This window comes from Pantoea sp. Fr+CA_20 (genome assembly GCF_024520835.1).
Taxonomy (GTDB): domain Bacteria; phylum Pseudomonadota; class Gammaproteobacteria; order Enterobacterales; family Enterobacteriaceae; genus Pantoea; species Pantoea allii.
The window spans coordinates 102,299-117,766 of sequence record NZ_JALNPN010000012.1; the positions used below are offsets into that span (position 1 = coordinate 102,299).

Annotated in this window: 17 protein-coding genes; 3 read left to right on the forward strand and 14 right to left on the reverse strand. The window is 47.8% G+C overall.

Going from position 1 to position 15,468, the window contains the following annotated elements; genetic code table 11:
* Positions 1–10: 10 nt before the first annotated feature.
* Both tal and NR177_RS15170 read left to right on the forward strand, forming a co-directional pair.
* A complete protein-coding gene (gene tal, locus NR177_RS15165) occupies positions 11–961 on the forward strand; it encodes a transaldolase (protein WP_256853166.1) in 951 nt (316 codons plus the stop codon).
* Between the two features lie 242 nt (positions 962–1,203).
* Positions 1,204–1,731 (forward strand): hypothetical protein, encoded by a 528-nt coding sequence (locus NR177_RS15170; RefSeq protein WP_256853167.1) that lies wholly within the window; start codon positions 1,204–1,206, stop codon positions 1,729–1,731.
* 26 nt (positions 1,732–1,757) lie between these two features.
* On the opposite strand, the gene NR177_RS15175 is transcribed toward NR177_RS15170, so the two are convergent.
* The gene (locus NR177_RS15175; RefSeq protein WP_256853168.1) at positions 1,758–2,912 is read right to left on the reverse strand and encodes a glycosyl hydrolase family 28 protein; all 1,155 of its coding nucleotides are present in this window, start codon (positions 2,910–2,912) and stop codon (positions 1,758–1,760) included.
* 273 nt (positions 2,913–3,185) lie between these two features.
* Between NR177_RS15175 and NR177_RS15180 the strand changes: the two genes are divergently transcribed.
* Complete coding sequence (locus NR177_RS15180; protein WP_256853169.1) at positions 3,186–3,854, forward strand: class I SAM-dependent methyltransferase; 669 nt, start codon at positions 3,186–3,188, stop codon at positions 3,852–3,854.
* Between the two features lie 73 nt (positions 3,855–3,927).
* On the opposite strand, the gene NR177_RS15185 is transcribed toward NR177_RS15180, so the two are convergent.
* The 13 genes from NR177_RS15185 to NR177_RS15245 all read right to left on the reverse strand — a co-directional run bounded on the left by NR177_RS15185 (position 3,928) and on the right by NR177_RS15245 (position 15,453).
* Positions 3,928–4,575 (reverse strand): DUF2268 domain-containing putative Zn-dependent protease, encoded by a 648-nt coding sequence (locus NR177_RS15185; protein ID WP_256853170.1) that lies wholly within the window; start codon positions 4,573–4,575, stop codon positions 3,928–3,930.
* A 194-nt stretch (positions 4,576–4,769) separates the two neighbouring features.
* A complete protein-coding gene (locus NR177_RS15190; RefSeq protein ID WP_256853171.1) occupies positions 4,770–5,102 on the reverse strand; it encodes a DUF6694 family lipoprotein in 333 nt (110 codons plus the stop codon).
* A gap of 517 nt (positions 5,103–5,619) precedes the next feature.
* Positions 5,620–6,495: a hypothetical protein gene (locus tag NR177_RS15195; protein WP_241567200.1), complete on the reverse strand. Its 876-nt coding sequence runs from the start codon at positions 6,493–6,495 to the stop codon at positions 5,620–5,622.
* A 369-nt stretch (positions 6,496–6,864) separates the two neighbouring features.
* Positions 6,865–7,437 (reverse strand): fimbrial protein, encoded by a 573-nt coding sequence (locus NR177_RS15200; protein ID WP_241567201.1) that lies wholly within the window; start codon positions 7,435–7,437, stop codon positions 6,865–6,867.
* A 20-nt stretch (positions 7,438–7,457) separates the two neighbouring features.
* Positions 7,458–7,967: a fimbrial protein gene (locus tag NR177_RS15205; protein ID WP_145393784.1), complete on the reverse strand. Its 510-nt coding sequence runs from the start codon at positions 7,965–7,967 to the stop codon at positions 7,458–7,460.
* Between the two features lie 18 nt (positions 7,968–7,985).
* Positions 7,986–8,519 carry a fimbrial protein gene (locus NR177_RS15210; RefSeq protein WP_256853172.1) on the reverse strand — a complete coding sequence of 178 codons (534 nt, stop codon included), beginning with the start codon at positions 8,517–8,519 and terminating at the stop codon, positions 7,986–7,988.
* 8 nt (positions 8,520–8,527) lie between these two features.
* Entirely contained in the window at positions 8,528–9,325 is a 798-nt protein-coding gene (locus NR177_RS15215; RefSeq protein ID WP_145393782.1) for a fimbria/pilus periplasmic chaperone, read from the reverse strand.
* Positions 9,326–9,709: 384 nt separating this feature from the next.
* On the reverse strand, positions 9,710–10,381 hold the full coding sequence (locus NR177_RS15220; protein WP_256853173.1) for an EAL domain-containing protein: 672 nt from the start codon (positions 10,379–10,381) through the stop codon (positions 9,710–9,712).
* A 27-nt stretch (positions 10,382–10,408) separates the two neighbouring features.
* Positions 10,409–10,951, reverse strand: a complete 543-nt coding sequence (locus NR177_RS15225; RefSeq protein WP_145393780.1) for a fimbrial protein — start codon at positions 10,949–10,951, stop codon at positions 10,409–10,411.
* Positions 10,951–11,556, reverse strand: coding sequence for a fimbrial protein (locus NR177_RS15230; RefSeq protein WP_241567204.1), 606 nt, complete (start codon positions 11,554–11,556; stop codon positions 10,951–10,953). Before NR177_RS15230 ends, NR177_RS15225 begins: the two co-directional genes overlap by 1 nt.
* A gap of 15 nt (positions 11,557–11,571) precedes the next feature.
* Positions 11,572–12,309, reverse strand: a complete 738-nt coding sequence (locus NR177_RS15235) for a molecular chaperone (protein WP_241567319.1) — start codon at positions 12,307–12,309, stop codon at positions 11,572–11,574.
* Between the two features lie 54 nt (positions 12,310–12,363).
* Positions 12,364–14,853, reverse strand: a complete 2,490-nt coding sequence (locus NR177_RS15240) for a fimbria/pilus outer membrane usher protein (protein ID WP_256853174.1) — start codon at positions 14,851–14,853, stop codon at positions 12,364–12,366.
* A 63-nt stretch (positions 14,854–14,916) separates the two neighbouring features.
* Positions 14,917–15,453 carry a fimbrial protein gene (locus NR177_RS15245; protein WP_186440794.1) on the reverse strand — a complete coding sequence of 179 codons (537 nt, stop codon included), beginning with the start codon at positions 15,451–15,453 and terminating at the stop codon, positions 14,917–14,919.
* Positions 15,454–15,468 lie beyond the last annotated feature (15 nt).

The window sequence follows — 15,468 nt, forward strand, 5'->3', positions numbered from 1 at the left end:
GGAACAAATTATGAATCAGCTAGATGCCCTGAAAGCCCTTACCGTCGTCGTCGCTGACACCGGTGATATTGAGTCTATAAAAAAATTCGCACCACAGGATGCCACGACGAATCCCTCACTGATATTGAAAGCGGCCCAATTGCCACAGTATCAGCCATTAATAGCAGATGCGATTGGCAAGGCTCGCCGCCAGGGTGGGAGCGCCGAAACTCAATTGATTAATGCCTGCGATCAGGTTGCGGTGGACATTGGCACTGAAGTGCTACGTTACGTACCAGGACGTATTTCCACTGAAGTGGATGCGCGATTTGCGTGGGACCGTGGTATGTGCGTATCCAAAGCGCGCAAGCTGATTCAGATGTATGAGAAGAACGGTATTAAGCCCGAACGCATACTGATTAAGCTGGCCGCGACCTGGGAAGGGATTCGTGCAGCCGAGGAACTTGAGCAGAGCGGGATTAACTGCAACCTAACGCTACTGTTTTCTTTTGCCCAGGCACGAGCTTGCGCAGAAGCTGGCGTGTACTTAATTTCCCCTTTTGTGGGGCGCATTTACGACTGGTTTCAGAAATATCAGCCCCAGACGAATTACCTGCCTGAGAACGATCCTGGCGTTAAATCTGTGCAGCAGATTTATCAATATTATAAAACGCACGGCTACCAGACTGTGGTCATGGGGGCCAGCTTCCGTCGCCTCGAACAGGTCCTGGCCCTGGCCGGATGCGACCGACTCACCATTTCTCCCGCACTATTGGACGAACTGACTGCCAGTCAGCAGCCACTCATCCGTCAACTGCATCCTGGCTGCGTCACTGAAACCCGCCCTAGCCCAATGACGCAGGCTGAGTTTCTCTGGCAGCATCACCAAGACGCCATGGCAGTAGAAAAACTGGCCGAAGGTATCCGGCTGTTCGCCAGGGATCAAATCACACTCGAACAGCAGATTAAGCTCATGCTCTGACATGATATATCAGGAAGTCACGCTGTTGACCGATGGCGTCTTCCTGATTTTACCCCCGGCGGTATTTATCGTGCCTATAAGATTAACCGCGACAAAATACATCGTCCTGCAGGTAAATTCCGCCGATAACCGCACCTTGCTTCTTTTCCTGTAACAGATCAAAACCACTAACCGTTAACGCATTCAGGCTGTGCCATCTGATAATTATTTTTATTGAGATACAGGACCTTATGAAACACATTATGACTGCGTTACTAACACTAATGGTGACAGGCTTGATTTCAGGCAGTGCTCTCGCCAAAGGCGCACCTTTGTTGGGTAATCTGCCTGCCAGTGGACATCAGCTTTGCGGCAAGAGCATCCAACTGCAACTGGCAAAAGACACCGATGGCAGGATGTTGCTGGGATTAAAAAACAAACAAAACAATAATTTGGATTTATTTATATCCAACGTGGCGTTTAACGTTCCGAATAGTTATGCCAGATTTGTTCCCGTCAGGTTTGATCAACTATCGAAAAACATGATTGAAACCCACGACAGTGAACTGGATGTTATCTGGGGCGCGGCCTATGACGATAAAAACGTGCTGCGCTATAAACTTGCGCTGGGCAATTACACCTACAGCTGTTCAGCTATCGAAGCCTGGCCAAACGACAAAGCAAACCATCTGTATGGCGAACCGGCAGACAGCGATCAGTCTGCCTCGGAGAACGTAATGACGGCTGAAAAAAACGCTAAACCCGCAAAAATCGTCAAGCCGAAGGGCTAACCCCCTCGTCCCATCACCGCTACGTTTTACGGGCACCCGCTCTGGCTGGTGCCCGTAAATACGCCGTGGATAACGGCATGTTGCTGCTCTACCTGGGCGCGTGCGCCAATCAAGACATCTTTTAACGCGATGACCAGCGGCAAGGCGTCACTGTAGCCCAGCAAGGTGATTTTTCCGTTGCCCGCACGAATATGCTCAAACGTGATGTCCTGATAGGTTGGTATGAGTGAACCACTAACATGGGGATCGTAATGCGTATCCATGACTATCGGGTTTTCAACGTTATCCATGCAGACGTTTTGATAATGAACGGCACTTACTCGTCCGCCGCGTGAGCGATCGCTTTTAATCCGCAGACCATTGGTTGTGCCGGTTAGCGTCAGTCCATCCACCCGCACTTCACTGACGCCACGGTTGATCTCGCTGCCAATTGACATGCCGTGCCCGGCACCGAAATGGTTGTTCAGTACCGAAATATGCGCAGCCGGCGCATTGCCAGCCTTAATCGCCACGTTGTCGTCGCCCGTGCTGATATCGCTGTTAATCAGGGAAACATCCGTCGACCCCATGGGATCTACGCCATCGGTATTGCGCGCCGTGGCGGGCGTAGCGATCGTAATGCCCCACAAAGTAACGCCCTGACTGTTATTGATCACCACGTGAAAGTTAGGCGCATTCTTCAAGGTGATTTGATAAAGCGTGATATCGCTGCTGTCATCGATTTGAATCAGGCGAGGCGCATTTTGTTTATCCTCACTGTTTTTGGCGCTGGCTGCCAGTTGCCACCAGGTCTGAGATTGCCCCGTCATCAGGGTGCCGCCCTGACCGTCAATGATACCCTGGCCGTAAATACCGCTGTCTCTGGCATGCTTCAGGGTAATAAAGGGCATGCATCCATTCCCCTGACGATCCAGTGCGCCACAGGTTTGGTGCCCGTTATCGTATAAATGTGGATCGGCAATCGCTTTTAGCACCGCGCCTTTGCCTATCGCCAGACTCACGCCCGAGGGCACCTGCAACGGTCCACTAAAGAACACACTGGCCTGGCTGGAAGGCTGTAACATCACCATGCTACCTTTTGGGCAGGTATCCAGCGCCTGCTGAATCAGCTGTGCCACATTGACATCAGAGCCAGCACTTAGCCGCTGGCAGACGGGCGGCAGGCGCGGCTGAGTCACCACGCGCCGGTCTCCTGACTGTGCCTGGCTGGCCGCACTTATCAGTAATAAAATGCCGACGAGCGGCCGAATACGTCTTATCCAGTAAGCAGCAGTGAGCAGAATCATAATAGCGAGTGAGTGAACAGACAGGCAGTAACAGTACTCAGGGCGATTCACCTGGGTAAAGCACTTTAGCGTCAGGCGCTTGAGAAGTGGTCAAAATGTTAAATTCATTCGCCCAGGCAGGCTGAGTCAAAACAGCCATAAGATAATGACAGGAGGCGTTGCGTTAGTGTGGAAAGCTATGACGATATCTATCAGCACCTCAAAAATGGAGGCTATGAAGCCTGGACAGGAAGTGGCTTCACGCGGGCTCGGCAGCAGCTAAACGAGGTGCTTCATCAGCTTGAAGAAACGCCATGCCTTCCCGGCAGTGGAACCCTGCTTGAGCTTGGCTGTGGTAATGGTGCCATGGCCTCCCACTATTTTGCCAGCAAATCGTTTGTCGTTTACGGGGTCGATATCTCAGACGTCGCCATCCGCTGGGCCCGAGAACGTTTCAGTCAAGCGGGTCTGGTCGGTCATTTTGACCGGGGCGATGTATGTGATCTTTCCCGGTATCAAGATGCTCAGTTTGATGTGATATTTGATGGCAGCTGCTTTCATTGCCTGACGGGAACACAGCGTAGTGATTGCCTTAAAGCCGTGCGCCGTATATTAACCCGTGATGGGACTTTAATTATCAGCAGCATGTGTGGTTTGCCCAAACACCTGGGTGATCATATCTGTTATGACCGCGTCCAGCATCTGTTACTGAAAGACGGCACGCCCTGGCGCACCTTGAAACCGCTGGAAGCGTTGACCGCGGAAATAGCAGCCGCTGGTTTTAACGTTAGCTGTTTCTCAGTTAATCAGAATACGTGGTGGGATCACGCAACGCTTGTTTGCCGCAAGACATCGTAATGACGGTAACCAGTAGAAGAAGGTTTGCGTTATTTATCCATACGGGAATATTTATCGTTTTTATGCAAAGCGGCTAATCGATTACTGTTGGTAAAAACGCCAATACATCGTCGGCCTCAACATTAATCCTTTCATCCAGACTTCGGCTACCGGCTTGTAACCACGCATCAACCAGGTGCCAGCCCAGACTGTATCCCAGCCATTGGGGGTGATCGCCCTGCCCGAAAAACCATTCAGCATGGTTGTATGACTGTGATCTGAGAAGCTCATCAGAGAGCGGCAGATTTTTTAATCTTTCCTTGCCAACGGCGCACTCCCATATTTCTGGCGGCGATCCAAAAGTCATGCTGGCAAAGTGCCCGGCAAGCCCCTCGCTAACCAGCGCTTCACCCAGACTAAAACCATATCCCGTGCCCGCCATACGCAGGCAATGGTGCGTCTCATGCGCGAACTGCCGAGCCAGGTCATAACGCGCCAGGCTGCTCTGCAAATTTGGGCTGTCAGTATCAAGATAGAATGACATCAGATGCGGTCCCCAGGCTCTGCCTGAAAAGCCCATTTCCTTAATTACCTCGAACATCGTTCTTTGCACCAGAACGTCGATATCGGGCAGCGTAAGCTGGGTAGCTATGCGCGATATCGCAAGATCGATATTCGCTTCTATCCCTTCGCGACAGGAAGCAAGGCTTCCCGATGCATTCAACCAGTGCAACGTCACCATTAAAATCCCCCCTGCAGCGTAACTCGCGTACCTGTGGCACTGCGCCAGTAAAGAACAAGCCCCCACCGTTTCGTTATGGCTGGCATGAATTAATGGCATAAAAAAAGAGGCCTGTAAAACAGGCCTCTTTCATGCAGCAACCGTTAAATCAGACCTCACGCAACGGGCTGGTCTGAGATAAAAACGCGCTCAACTTAGTTGGCCGTGCGTTCTTTTTTGATCTTATCTGCATACTCAATGACTTCTTCACCGGTCTTGCCAGCCAGCGCGCCTTTAATCTTTTTATCAATCAGGGCACGTCCGCCTTCGTCACCGCTGCCCGCCTGCATCAGCTCTTTCATGCTGACCTGGCTGAAGGCGACAACCTGAATCGCATCGTTAAACGCGGCGCGTTTATCTTCCGCGAGTGAGTCTCGAACTTTTTGAAGCGATGTCTTAAAAGCCTCTTCTGAAGAACCATCGATCTTAGGCTCTCCACATCCAGTGAGGGCGAATGCTAATAAAATGACTGCGATTGCCTTTTTCATATCATCTTTATCCTAAGAAAATTCTTATTAATGATAAGTTTTAGTGATGTTTTTTGAAAGAACTTTTAAGGTTGGATAGTAAACGACTCAGTGCTCAAATTGTGGACAGTAGAAATCTGCGAGGAACTCGTTCGTTAAGTGGGGGCATTCGTACATAACTTATTAATGCCCTGTTGAGTAAGAAAGCGTCATAAAGTTTCATGCAGACCCTCTATTAATCTTTTGGTTCTAATGTCATTAAGCCACGTCAAGCGCGTGCAGATTGTCAATACTCCAGCCGTGGGGCAGAAATTGGTATCTGTGTTGGTACGATGATCCAACTTAAAGTGTCATGTTTATGTATGGAAAACCGCGGGTTTTGAGCATTCGTTTCACTCCACCCGCATGCGCAAATATCATCATGTGGCTTTGTCGGCCGCTCTACCACTCTTCCGACAGATGTTTCATGCGAGTGGCTTGCAGGTAGACTTTAAGGATTGCGTTATAGCCGGGTCCCGCGGGCACACACGCCATCCGGTCAAGGATACGAAACGACCATTATCCCGCTGCCAGCGAAGGCCCCCGTTTTCGCTGGTGTACCACGCAGCGTTGCGCGTAGAGTGACTGTGTTATCCCCTGTTACTGCATTATTCAGGGTTTCCCCTGCTTCGATTCCGTCTGTCATTATGTTGGCGGTCATGCCGTTGTCTAATGAAATATTGGGCCCGCCAAGCACATTCAGTTTGTATTTCGTAGAGGTGGTGCATTGTACGTGAACAGGTTTTTCCAGTGTTGCTCCATTCGCTTCGCCTGCACTCAGAGCCCCATAGTTGAAATCAATGGTTTCAGAGATCAAGTCGCACCGCCCGGTCGTCGGTGGCGCTTTTGCGCAGGTCTCATAGGTGTCCAATCCCCATGTGCTCTGATACATCGAGCGAAACAATGTGGCCCGGGGCGCGGTCCACACTCTGTTAGTCACGCACAGCACTCCGCCGTCAGCAGTCCTTGTCCACGGCTTGGTTCCATTTTGGTTATCCAAAGTCACGTTTGTCCAGTTTTGCATGAACTCGATAAAGGGTTGGTCTCGACTGGTAGCATGGTAGTCCCGCCATCCAGACATCGCCATAGCGTACTTGTCGTTAGAGTTAAAGAGCGTTTCCCCCGTGATCAACTGTGCCGTCACGGGTAATCCCGTTAGTATCTCCAGTGCTTTCTCAACAGTGGTGTCGTTCGCGATCCGGTCGTCGTGCACGTAGGCTGTAGCTACCTGGAAGCGATAAACGTGCTGCTTGCTTATTAGGTTGGTGTGGTCAAATATCACTGAGGTGACAATAGGAAATGGATACGTTATGGCCATAACTCTGGTCGTAGTGATGATAAGCAGCACGGCTGCCATTAGGGTTTTGTTTTTCACTTCCTACTCCTGTTTTGACGACGTTTACATCGCGGTTCCCTTTCGTCGGTCGTCCAGCAACGTTCACCGGCGCGGTCAGGGTACAATGCGTCATCTGTTGGGGACGGGGGACAATCCCCTTTCACCTACTTCATCAGATTTAGGCAGTAACCTATCTATTTGGCTGCCTTCAGCAAACTGCCGGCCCAGATTGTCCACCGCGTACGGTATGCACAGGCGAGAGTTGATATACGCCGCCTTCTGCCAGGTGCCTGATTAAGGGGAGCAGTGTTTTGGCACGATACCGCAGCTACCAGATATCGGCATTGACGGGCGCCTGTCTGCGCTGATTGCATAGCCAGCGCCATGCCTCTTGCCAGAGGGTGGCCATCATTCATAGGCTACCCGCAGAGTGGCATGAGCCGTAAATGCCCCTTCATTGAGCGTCTCACCTTCTTTCTGAACCAGAACCGCTTCAAGAGCAGGCAATGTCGTTCCGTTTACCTTGACGGGCGAATCCAGCTCGAACGGTTTTCCATTGGCATACAGTTTCACCCCTAGTGCCTCGCGCTCTGACGTGACGACCGTGGCATTATCGGTATCGAAGCTGGCTGGATTACCGCTGACAGATATCATGAGTTGCCATGCCGAATGGCTGCTGTCCTGTTCACAATGCAAACTTATCGGTATAGGCTGGCGATAAACGCCAGAAGCCACTTTTTTTACGCCAACTTTGTCACCAAAATTAACCTTAATCGTGCCTTCAGCACTCAGATTACAAGGTGGCGGTTCAATTAGTGTCCCTCTGAATTCAAGATTTTCAGCATCCGAGGCAAAACCGTTTCCCGTAGCAATGCATGAAGAAAGTAAAAAAATTTTCACTATTTCCTTAACGCCGCATTTTTTTGCGTTGTATTGTTCAGCGAGAAGTTGACTGCTGCATTTTTCTTTTAACGTTACCACCGAGAAAATCCTGTTTATATTTACTGATAATCAATAACCAGAGAAGCCGTCACATGAAACTCTCCTCCAGTAAGTTTGACGTCATCCTGCTTCTGTGGAACAGCGTAAAAAGTGGGGATAGTCGGAGCGTTAAAATTTATCCATTCCCCTGGAGAATAGCGGACATTGTCATGATAAATTGCAATACCTAACCCAGCTTTTGGTGTGGCTAATACCTCCCCATTAAAGCCCGTGACAGAGGTATTACCGCTAATTCTTATCCTTTGTTTAGAACTGATGGCTGAAGAACAATCAAGCGTAAACTCTATTTTTTTTCGATATTGGTCGCCATCAATATGCGTCGTCATTAACTCATCACCAAAATCAACCACTACGCTGCTACCGTCATTAATGACGCAAGGTGGTGACTCCAGTAACACGCCTGAAAAAATAACCGATGTGGGTGATGCGTGAGTCGGTACGATAAAAAGGATCAGTAGAGGGAAAAAGATAAAAAAATCAAAAAACCATGATGAATACGTTGTTTTCATTTTTCCAAGTCTCTGATTCTATTTCATATCGACAACAATAGTTGCTGCACTTAAAAAAAGACCTGATTTAATTTTTACGCCCTCTTTTTTTATAGGGACTGCATAAAAATCAAGACCTCCCCCCATCCCCATGGCTGTACCATCAGACAGGGTCACATAGTTAACTTCCTCTCCAAAGCTTAATTCTTTCGTATCACGATAGAGTTTTAACATTAAACCATCATGATCCGTGCAGAGATATTTATCGCAACCTGTACCTACACCATTTGCTTTAAATGTTAAGGACTGAATCGTTCCTGGTGTTGCTTCTGAACAATCCAGGTTAATGGGAATAACTGTTTTTTTATAAATACTTCCGTCAATCTGATCAATAAAGACGTCATCACCAAAATTAACCTGTATTGTATTTCCATGATTAATAGTGCACAAATTTCCTTCAACGATCGTCCCTGAAATGTTTAAGGTCGTCGTATCTCCTTCATTCACGGCACTAACCGGCAAACTGCTGGTTATAAAAAACAAAAATAAAAAATGAGTCAACAATTTCTTCATATAACACCTCACTCAAAAGATTTTTTTTTCGGTTCAGCACTTTGTGAGGTGGCTTTATCATCAGGAACGGATACCTTACACACTTTACAAGCAGAGCCGCTGCAGGTAAACGACAACACACGTTGACTACCATAGTCATTCACAAACATCAGTACAGGCGCCGAACCCAGTTTAGCCGCCGAAACGGGTAGCTTAATGTTTTCCTTCGGCGAAACCATAACAGGCTCAAACCCCGCAATACCTTTTGCATCTGGTGATGTTCGTCCCTCGACAAAGGTAAAGTGATAGGGCGTTGGATTAGTCAGGATATAGCTATCCCCCTGTCTGTTGAGCGTCAGCGTTTCTGTTCCTTTAACCACATCCGCCATACGATCAACCTTAATGGCTTTTGGCCGATAAAACACTTTCATTCTGGTTTGCATAGCAAGTATTAACGTATTCGCCTTATCTGACTTTGGCGGAATTTCACGCAAATTAAAATAGAATACGCTTTCCCGATCTTTTGGCAGCGTCTTGATATCCGGTAAACCCTGAATTCTGACCAGCGTTTTCGCGCCGGCTTCGACCCTCTGAACCGGCGGAAGCACCATCATCAAACCAGTAATTTTCTTCTCATTACTGTCTTCAATCCATCCCTGCGCCAGGTAGGGATCTTTTGTATTTCTGTTGGTCACGTTGACGCTGATTGATTTTTCATCTTCATTAAAAATCAAACGTGAACGATCTACCGTCAAGGCTGCCTGAGCAGTATGTAAACAGCCTGACATAGCAGAGAGAACTATAGTAATTAACAATGCATTTTTCATACTTGCCCCTAACTGATAATCCAGATTTTTAACTTTAAACTCCCTGCTAAAATGTATCCGCTGCTGCGTCTGAAGCTTCCCCAGTCAATTTAGAGAATTTGTCATAAAGTTAAGACAGGCGTTATTTTACCGACAAAGCAGGCAATATTTTTATACCCAGGCTAAAGAGAAACTCTACGACAACAAATCTTTTAATTAGCATCTGCGTAGTGAAATCCGCTCATTTAAAACAGATGAAAAAGCGTTATCAGATGATCATGTCGTTTCGGTGGCTTCCGCACAAAAATATCTTGTCGAAAAAAAGATGTTAACCACCTGATTATCAATGTTTTTATGTTATGGCATCATGGAACACCTGATTTTTTAGGCGTGCTGAGCCATTAGCTAAACAACTGTCGTCAGAATTACCCGCTCGGGCCACAGATATCCCTGCCCCAGGGTCGCGCCACTGGCACGTGCATAGCGAAAATCGCTCTCTGTCTCAATTCCCTCGACCAGGATGCGCTTCGTAAACTGTTTCGCTTCATCAACCAATGGCTTCATTGATAAAGCCTTTTTTTTCAACCTGCGTATTTCCCGGTAGTCTGTTTTAATACCGTCGAACGTTATTACTGGGTTATTGAGCCACCTGCCCATTCCGGCTGTGTAATCATCCAACCAGATGTCATAGCCGTGGCTTTTACACCTGTTCATGGCTTTTATGACACTACGCTTTTGAAGGAAATCCACTTTTTCCAGTAAAAAGGCATCCTGAACTTCAATATTTATATTTTTCTCGCCCGTTGCCTCTCTCTGCACGAAAAAATCCAACTCACACTTGTTTAAGAAAATCCTTAATGGCAAATTAACAAAGAGCGTTTCATTTATCCCGACTCCATGAATAATTTCCAGCTGCCTCATTAACAAAGTGACATAGTCCTTCTCTGGCAACGCGTTAAAAAAACGTTCAACATTGTCATCGGATGTTATTTTTGACAGCACCTCGTACCCTGTCACCGTATTATCTTTCAGCCGTACGATAGGTTGCAATCGAATGCCGTTTATCTTTCTTAACATTAGAGCATACTTTAAGTTTAGTGAATGCTAGGGATATTCAAGTAAAAAATTAACCGTTGAATAAAAATCACCAGGGATAACGTCATCATCTGATGTGTGTATAATACTGGCCTGCCACTGAAGCTCTGTATCACCCTTATTCAATTCTTGTTTTTCTTGCTGCTTGCCCGGTTTAACAATGTCCCCTTCACCATCCACAATTTTAAGGGCAATGTCTTTAGACAGACCATTAACGGCGAAATAATCAGCATTTTCACTATTTTTATTGCCGTTGAACGTCACCATAACCTGCGAACCTAACTCCAGATCGCATTCGCGAAGCCAAACAGAAAATCGCTTTGGTGCTGATTCCGCATGGTCAATAAAGGTTTTTGCCGCGATCGCACCAAACTCTATCGTCATATCTTCTGAATCTGAGTCGATCTGACAAGGTTCAGCAATTAATGTACCGCTGAATTCAACATCGGTATCGGCTCTCACGGATAAGCACAAAAAAGGCAACATTAATAAGCCTATTACAACTGAAATGATTACCTGCGCGCGCGTTGAATATGGAATTGCATGTTTCATCAGTCATACTCCATACCAACCCGGATAACAGCAGTCCATTCACCGGCTGAAACGGGTTGGTCATTGCGACGCAGTTGTGCCTTGAAGATCAAATCGTTACGTCCCTGCCCCAAAGCAATCGGATGCTCCGATACCGAGGGCATAAGTTGTTCACCATTGGCGTCTTCAATGCGCAACGAATAACCTGATGTGGTGCCTTTGAGACGAAAAAAGCGTGGATCAGAGGGTTCTTCGTCCCCCATGATTGTCATACTGGCGACGCTTTGATCCGCGAGCCATAGATTACGGCGCATATCCTGTTTATCATTCAACTGATGTACACCTCCCGGGCAGTCATCCATGACGATATGTATCGCTACCGGAACGGTAACATCATCCGTTTTTTCTAATTCTTTTTGCGATATCGCGCCTAAATCCAGCTCCTGCTCAAGTGAGTCATCAGACAAAACGCACGGTGAACTTACCAGCATGCCATTTGCCACGATAGCGCCATTTAAACCATCTACATCCCAGTTATCGCTCTCTTTACCGGTAGTACCTGAAGCAATGGCGTTGACAGACATAATCGTGGCAAATAACAGCACGATATGACTAAAGACGTTCATACATCCATCCTGAGTTTAAGCCTGTTTTGCTTTGGCCTGACAGATATCCCCGTGACAGCTATAAGGCACCACAGGCTTGCCGCCAAAATCATTAATCGTAATCACATGCGGCTCAGAGAAAATGGCCGAGCGCACCATTTCACTGGATTTGGGAGCAATCATGACGGGTTTAAAATCTTTTGCCACCGCCTGACCCGGTTTACCGGTAATACCAAGCACCGTCATGTAATAAGGTGATGGATTAACGATTTTATATCCGCCGCTCATTTTGTGCAGTACAAGCTGGTCATCGTGCTGACTAAAACGTTCAGCCACGATGGCTGCCGGGCGGTAAAAAAGTTTAATTTTAGTTTGCAGCGCCAGCTGTAACACATTCGGATGGTCGCTTTTTGGCGGCACTTCTCTTACGCTAAAATAAAATAAGCTTTCACGGTCTTTTGGCAGATTGTTTACCGTAGGCAACGACGTGATACGAATAACACTTTTTTGTGAAGGCTCCAGCCTTTGCATCGGCGGCGTAACCATCAAATAATCTGTGAGTTTTTTTCCCTGCGCATCTTCAAGCCATGCCTGCGCGAGATAAGGTTTCTTCGTACTGTCATTAGTAATATTGACTATCAGATTTTTTTCAGTACCGTTGAATACCGCCCGTGTCCGGTCCAGTGAAACGGCAGAAATAGCCTGATGACAAAAACTAAAACATATCGCCCCTGTTACCAGCAGCGTTGATATAAATCGCTTATTAATGTTCATGAATTTCTTATCCAAATAATACTCGTTAGCAAAGTTCATTGTCGAAAATATAAATCACTCACACGGCAGTAATAACTGACTGGTGGGAATCACATGCGGTAATGTCGTTGTACACTGCATACTCCCGCTCCATTGCAGAGTGAGTTTTTCGTCCGGATTAACACCCGTAATCCAGGCTAGTCCACCATCGCTCACCATGCCTACTTCACGTTTTTTCGCATTTAATATTGAGACGCCGAAGGGCGGGTGATCGCCGTTCGCCATGCGCAGAATGGCCACCACTTTGGCGCCTTTGAGCACGTCAATGTGACGGAAGCCAATTGCGCCCTCGGTCAGTGCAGCTTCTACAACTGGTGAATCCCCCATTTCAACGTCGTCCGGCAGACGATTCACATCAACACTGACTGAAGAGCGATAATAGCTCGGCACGGAAGGCATCACCGCAATACCAAACATATTGGTATTGCCATCGTGCCCTATTGGTACATTCGCTACGCCATCCGTGCTGATCAACATACGCGTACCGCCACGGCTGCTGGCGCCATGAAGCGCCGCGCCTTCGAGCGTTGCCGTCATGCCCCCACTGATTGAAAGGCTGGCGGAGGTATAGCTTTTTTCCTGCCAGCTCACATTCGCCGTCACATCAGCATGATCGCCATTGTGGTTATACATGCCGCTGGCCTGAGTGGTGGTGTTGCTGCCGTCTTTGTTGCTACGCGTGCCTGCCGTCATACGGTAGCTGTCACCGTTTTCCAGCGACTGATACCAGCCCGCAGTCTGGCTAAATGCTTTACCACCATAGTTACCGTTATAGCTTGCTGTTCCTGAGCCTAAAGGCATGCCCAGACTAAGCCACAGCGCATCATCCTTTTTACCGTTGTAATCGCTGCGCGACGCAGAGAGTGATGCAGAAATATTGTGCCAGTCACTTACATCAAAATAACGACTTAATGACAGGCTGTAGCGATCCGTTTCAGGTTTATTCCAGTAAGTCTGATGCGACCAGCTTAAATAAGCCGATAAACGAAGATCGGTAAAACTTTTACTGGCGGTAACGGTATAGAGCTCTTTACTGTTACCTCGGGTGCTGCCGTGATAACGACTATCGAGATATTCCGGCATGGTCATATAATTACGTTCGGCGAAACGATAACCCGCGAACGTAATATCACTGTTAATCGAATCGAACCTTTTAGAATAACTGATCCGGTACGAACGCCCCTGCAATTCCCCTTCATTCGGTAAATTTGCCATAGACTGGGTAATATCTGCCGAGAGCGCACCGAACTGAAATAAATCACGGCCCAGACCCACTGCCACACTTTTATAATCTGGTGAGAATATGCCACCACCATATAAAGACCAGCTGTTACTAATACCCCATGATGCCTCTGCCGTACCGAACAGCGGCCCTTCCACATTGTGGCTGTAATTTGAAGATCGGCCAGTAGTAAACTTATACCGAATCTGTCCAGGCCGGGTCAGATAAGGAATGGTTGCTGTGGTCACCTGAAAATGTTGAACGCTACCATCCTGCTCGGTAACGGTGACATCCAGATCGCCACTCACCGCACTGTTTAACTCCTGGATGCGGAACGGTCCCGCTGCCACAGTCGTCTCATAAATGACTCGCCCTTGTTGGCTAATGGTGACTTTGGCATTGGTACGCGCAATACCACTGACTTCCGGTGCATAGCCGCGCAGCTTAGGTGGAAGCTGGCTTTCATCGCTGACCAGTGAAGCTCCGGTATAGCGCCAGGAATCGAACAGGTCGGAGGATAAGTAATCTTCACCCAGCGTCAGTTTTGCCATGATTGAAGTCAGTGCCCGGTAAGCGTAAAACCGCCCCCAACTGAAACTTTTAGTTGCTGCGCCACTGCGCGCACCACTTTCACTGTAGTTACCCTGCCAGTCACCACGTAAACGCCATGCCCCCAGGTTCAGACCCGCCGTACCGCTGCCGCTGGCAGTCTGCGAGCGTGCCCCTTGCGCTGTTTTTGTGACCGAACCGTTCAGGCTGTAATCCAGCATCACGCCCGGGATACCATTCTCCCAGCGCGAAGGCGGGAGCCAGGTCGCATCCTGGTATTCCAGCCATGCCTGGGGAACCGAAACGTCCAGCGTCGATTGCGACAGGTCGCCTTTTAATACCACCCCGTCAAGGCCATCAAAATTTGCGCAGGTTCCTTCGTCATTAAAAATGATTTTGGCTAGCGCATCGGGACGTAACCCCAGCATCGCGACCTGTTCACGATTCAGACAGGCTCTGATACGTGTTTTTTCATCCCCATGAAAAGCGGCCTCTTTAAAGATGATGTCCTGATCGCCAATAGTGCTGCCATTTATTTTCAGTGTGAGCAAATATTTACCCGGCATAATATAACCGGCTTCGGAAAAATGAGATAAGTCAATATTATTACGATCTTCAGCATCCAGAATATCCATATTAAACTCAACGGAATAAGCCGGAAAAATGTAACCAGATAAAGCCAGAAGAACACACGCACCCAGCTTATTACGCGGTAATAACAGTGATTTACCCATTTATATAATCTTCTTAACTTACAGAGGTTGGTCAAAGCCTGAAATGGAATTACAAATAAACTTTTACTGGTAGGTAACCATAAAGCGTACGGTTCCCGACCATTTCCCCTCCTCAAAATCATCGCCTGTTGGAACCACGGCCAAACGATAACGCAATTCCGTGCCGTCTTTATTTAGGGGTACTTCATCCATCATTTCGCCAGGATAGGCAATATGGCCAGCACTGTCAGATACCGTGAGGGCGAATCCTTGTGCTTCGCCTGAAATCGCAAATAATTCAGGATGATGCTCGACCTTATCACCATCAAAAGTAACCGAGACGCTTTTCCATTCACCGCCGCTGTCTCGTTTTAAATCGCAGTTAACCAGCCTTAACGAAAACGGTAATTCCGACGCCAGCCCATTGTTTATCAGGGCAGCTGAAGAGAATGGTGGAAAAGTGACCTCCTGCCAGACATCATCCGTATGGATACTGCATGCTGACTCCTGAATTTGGCCGTTTACATGTACATGACCATGGCCATGATCGATCCATTTTGCAGCCTGAGCGGAAGTCCACATCATTGAAAACGTCATTAAAAACAATATGCGCAGATACATGCCAGTCTCCATCGG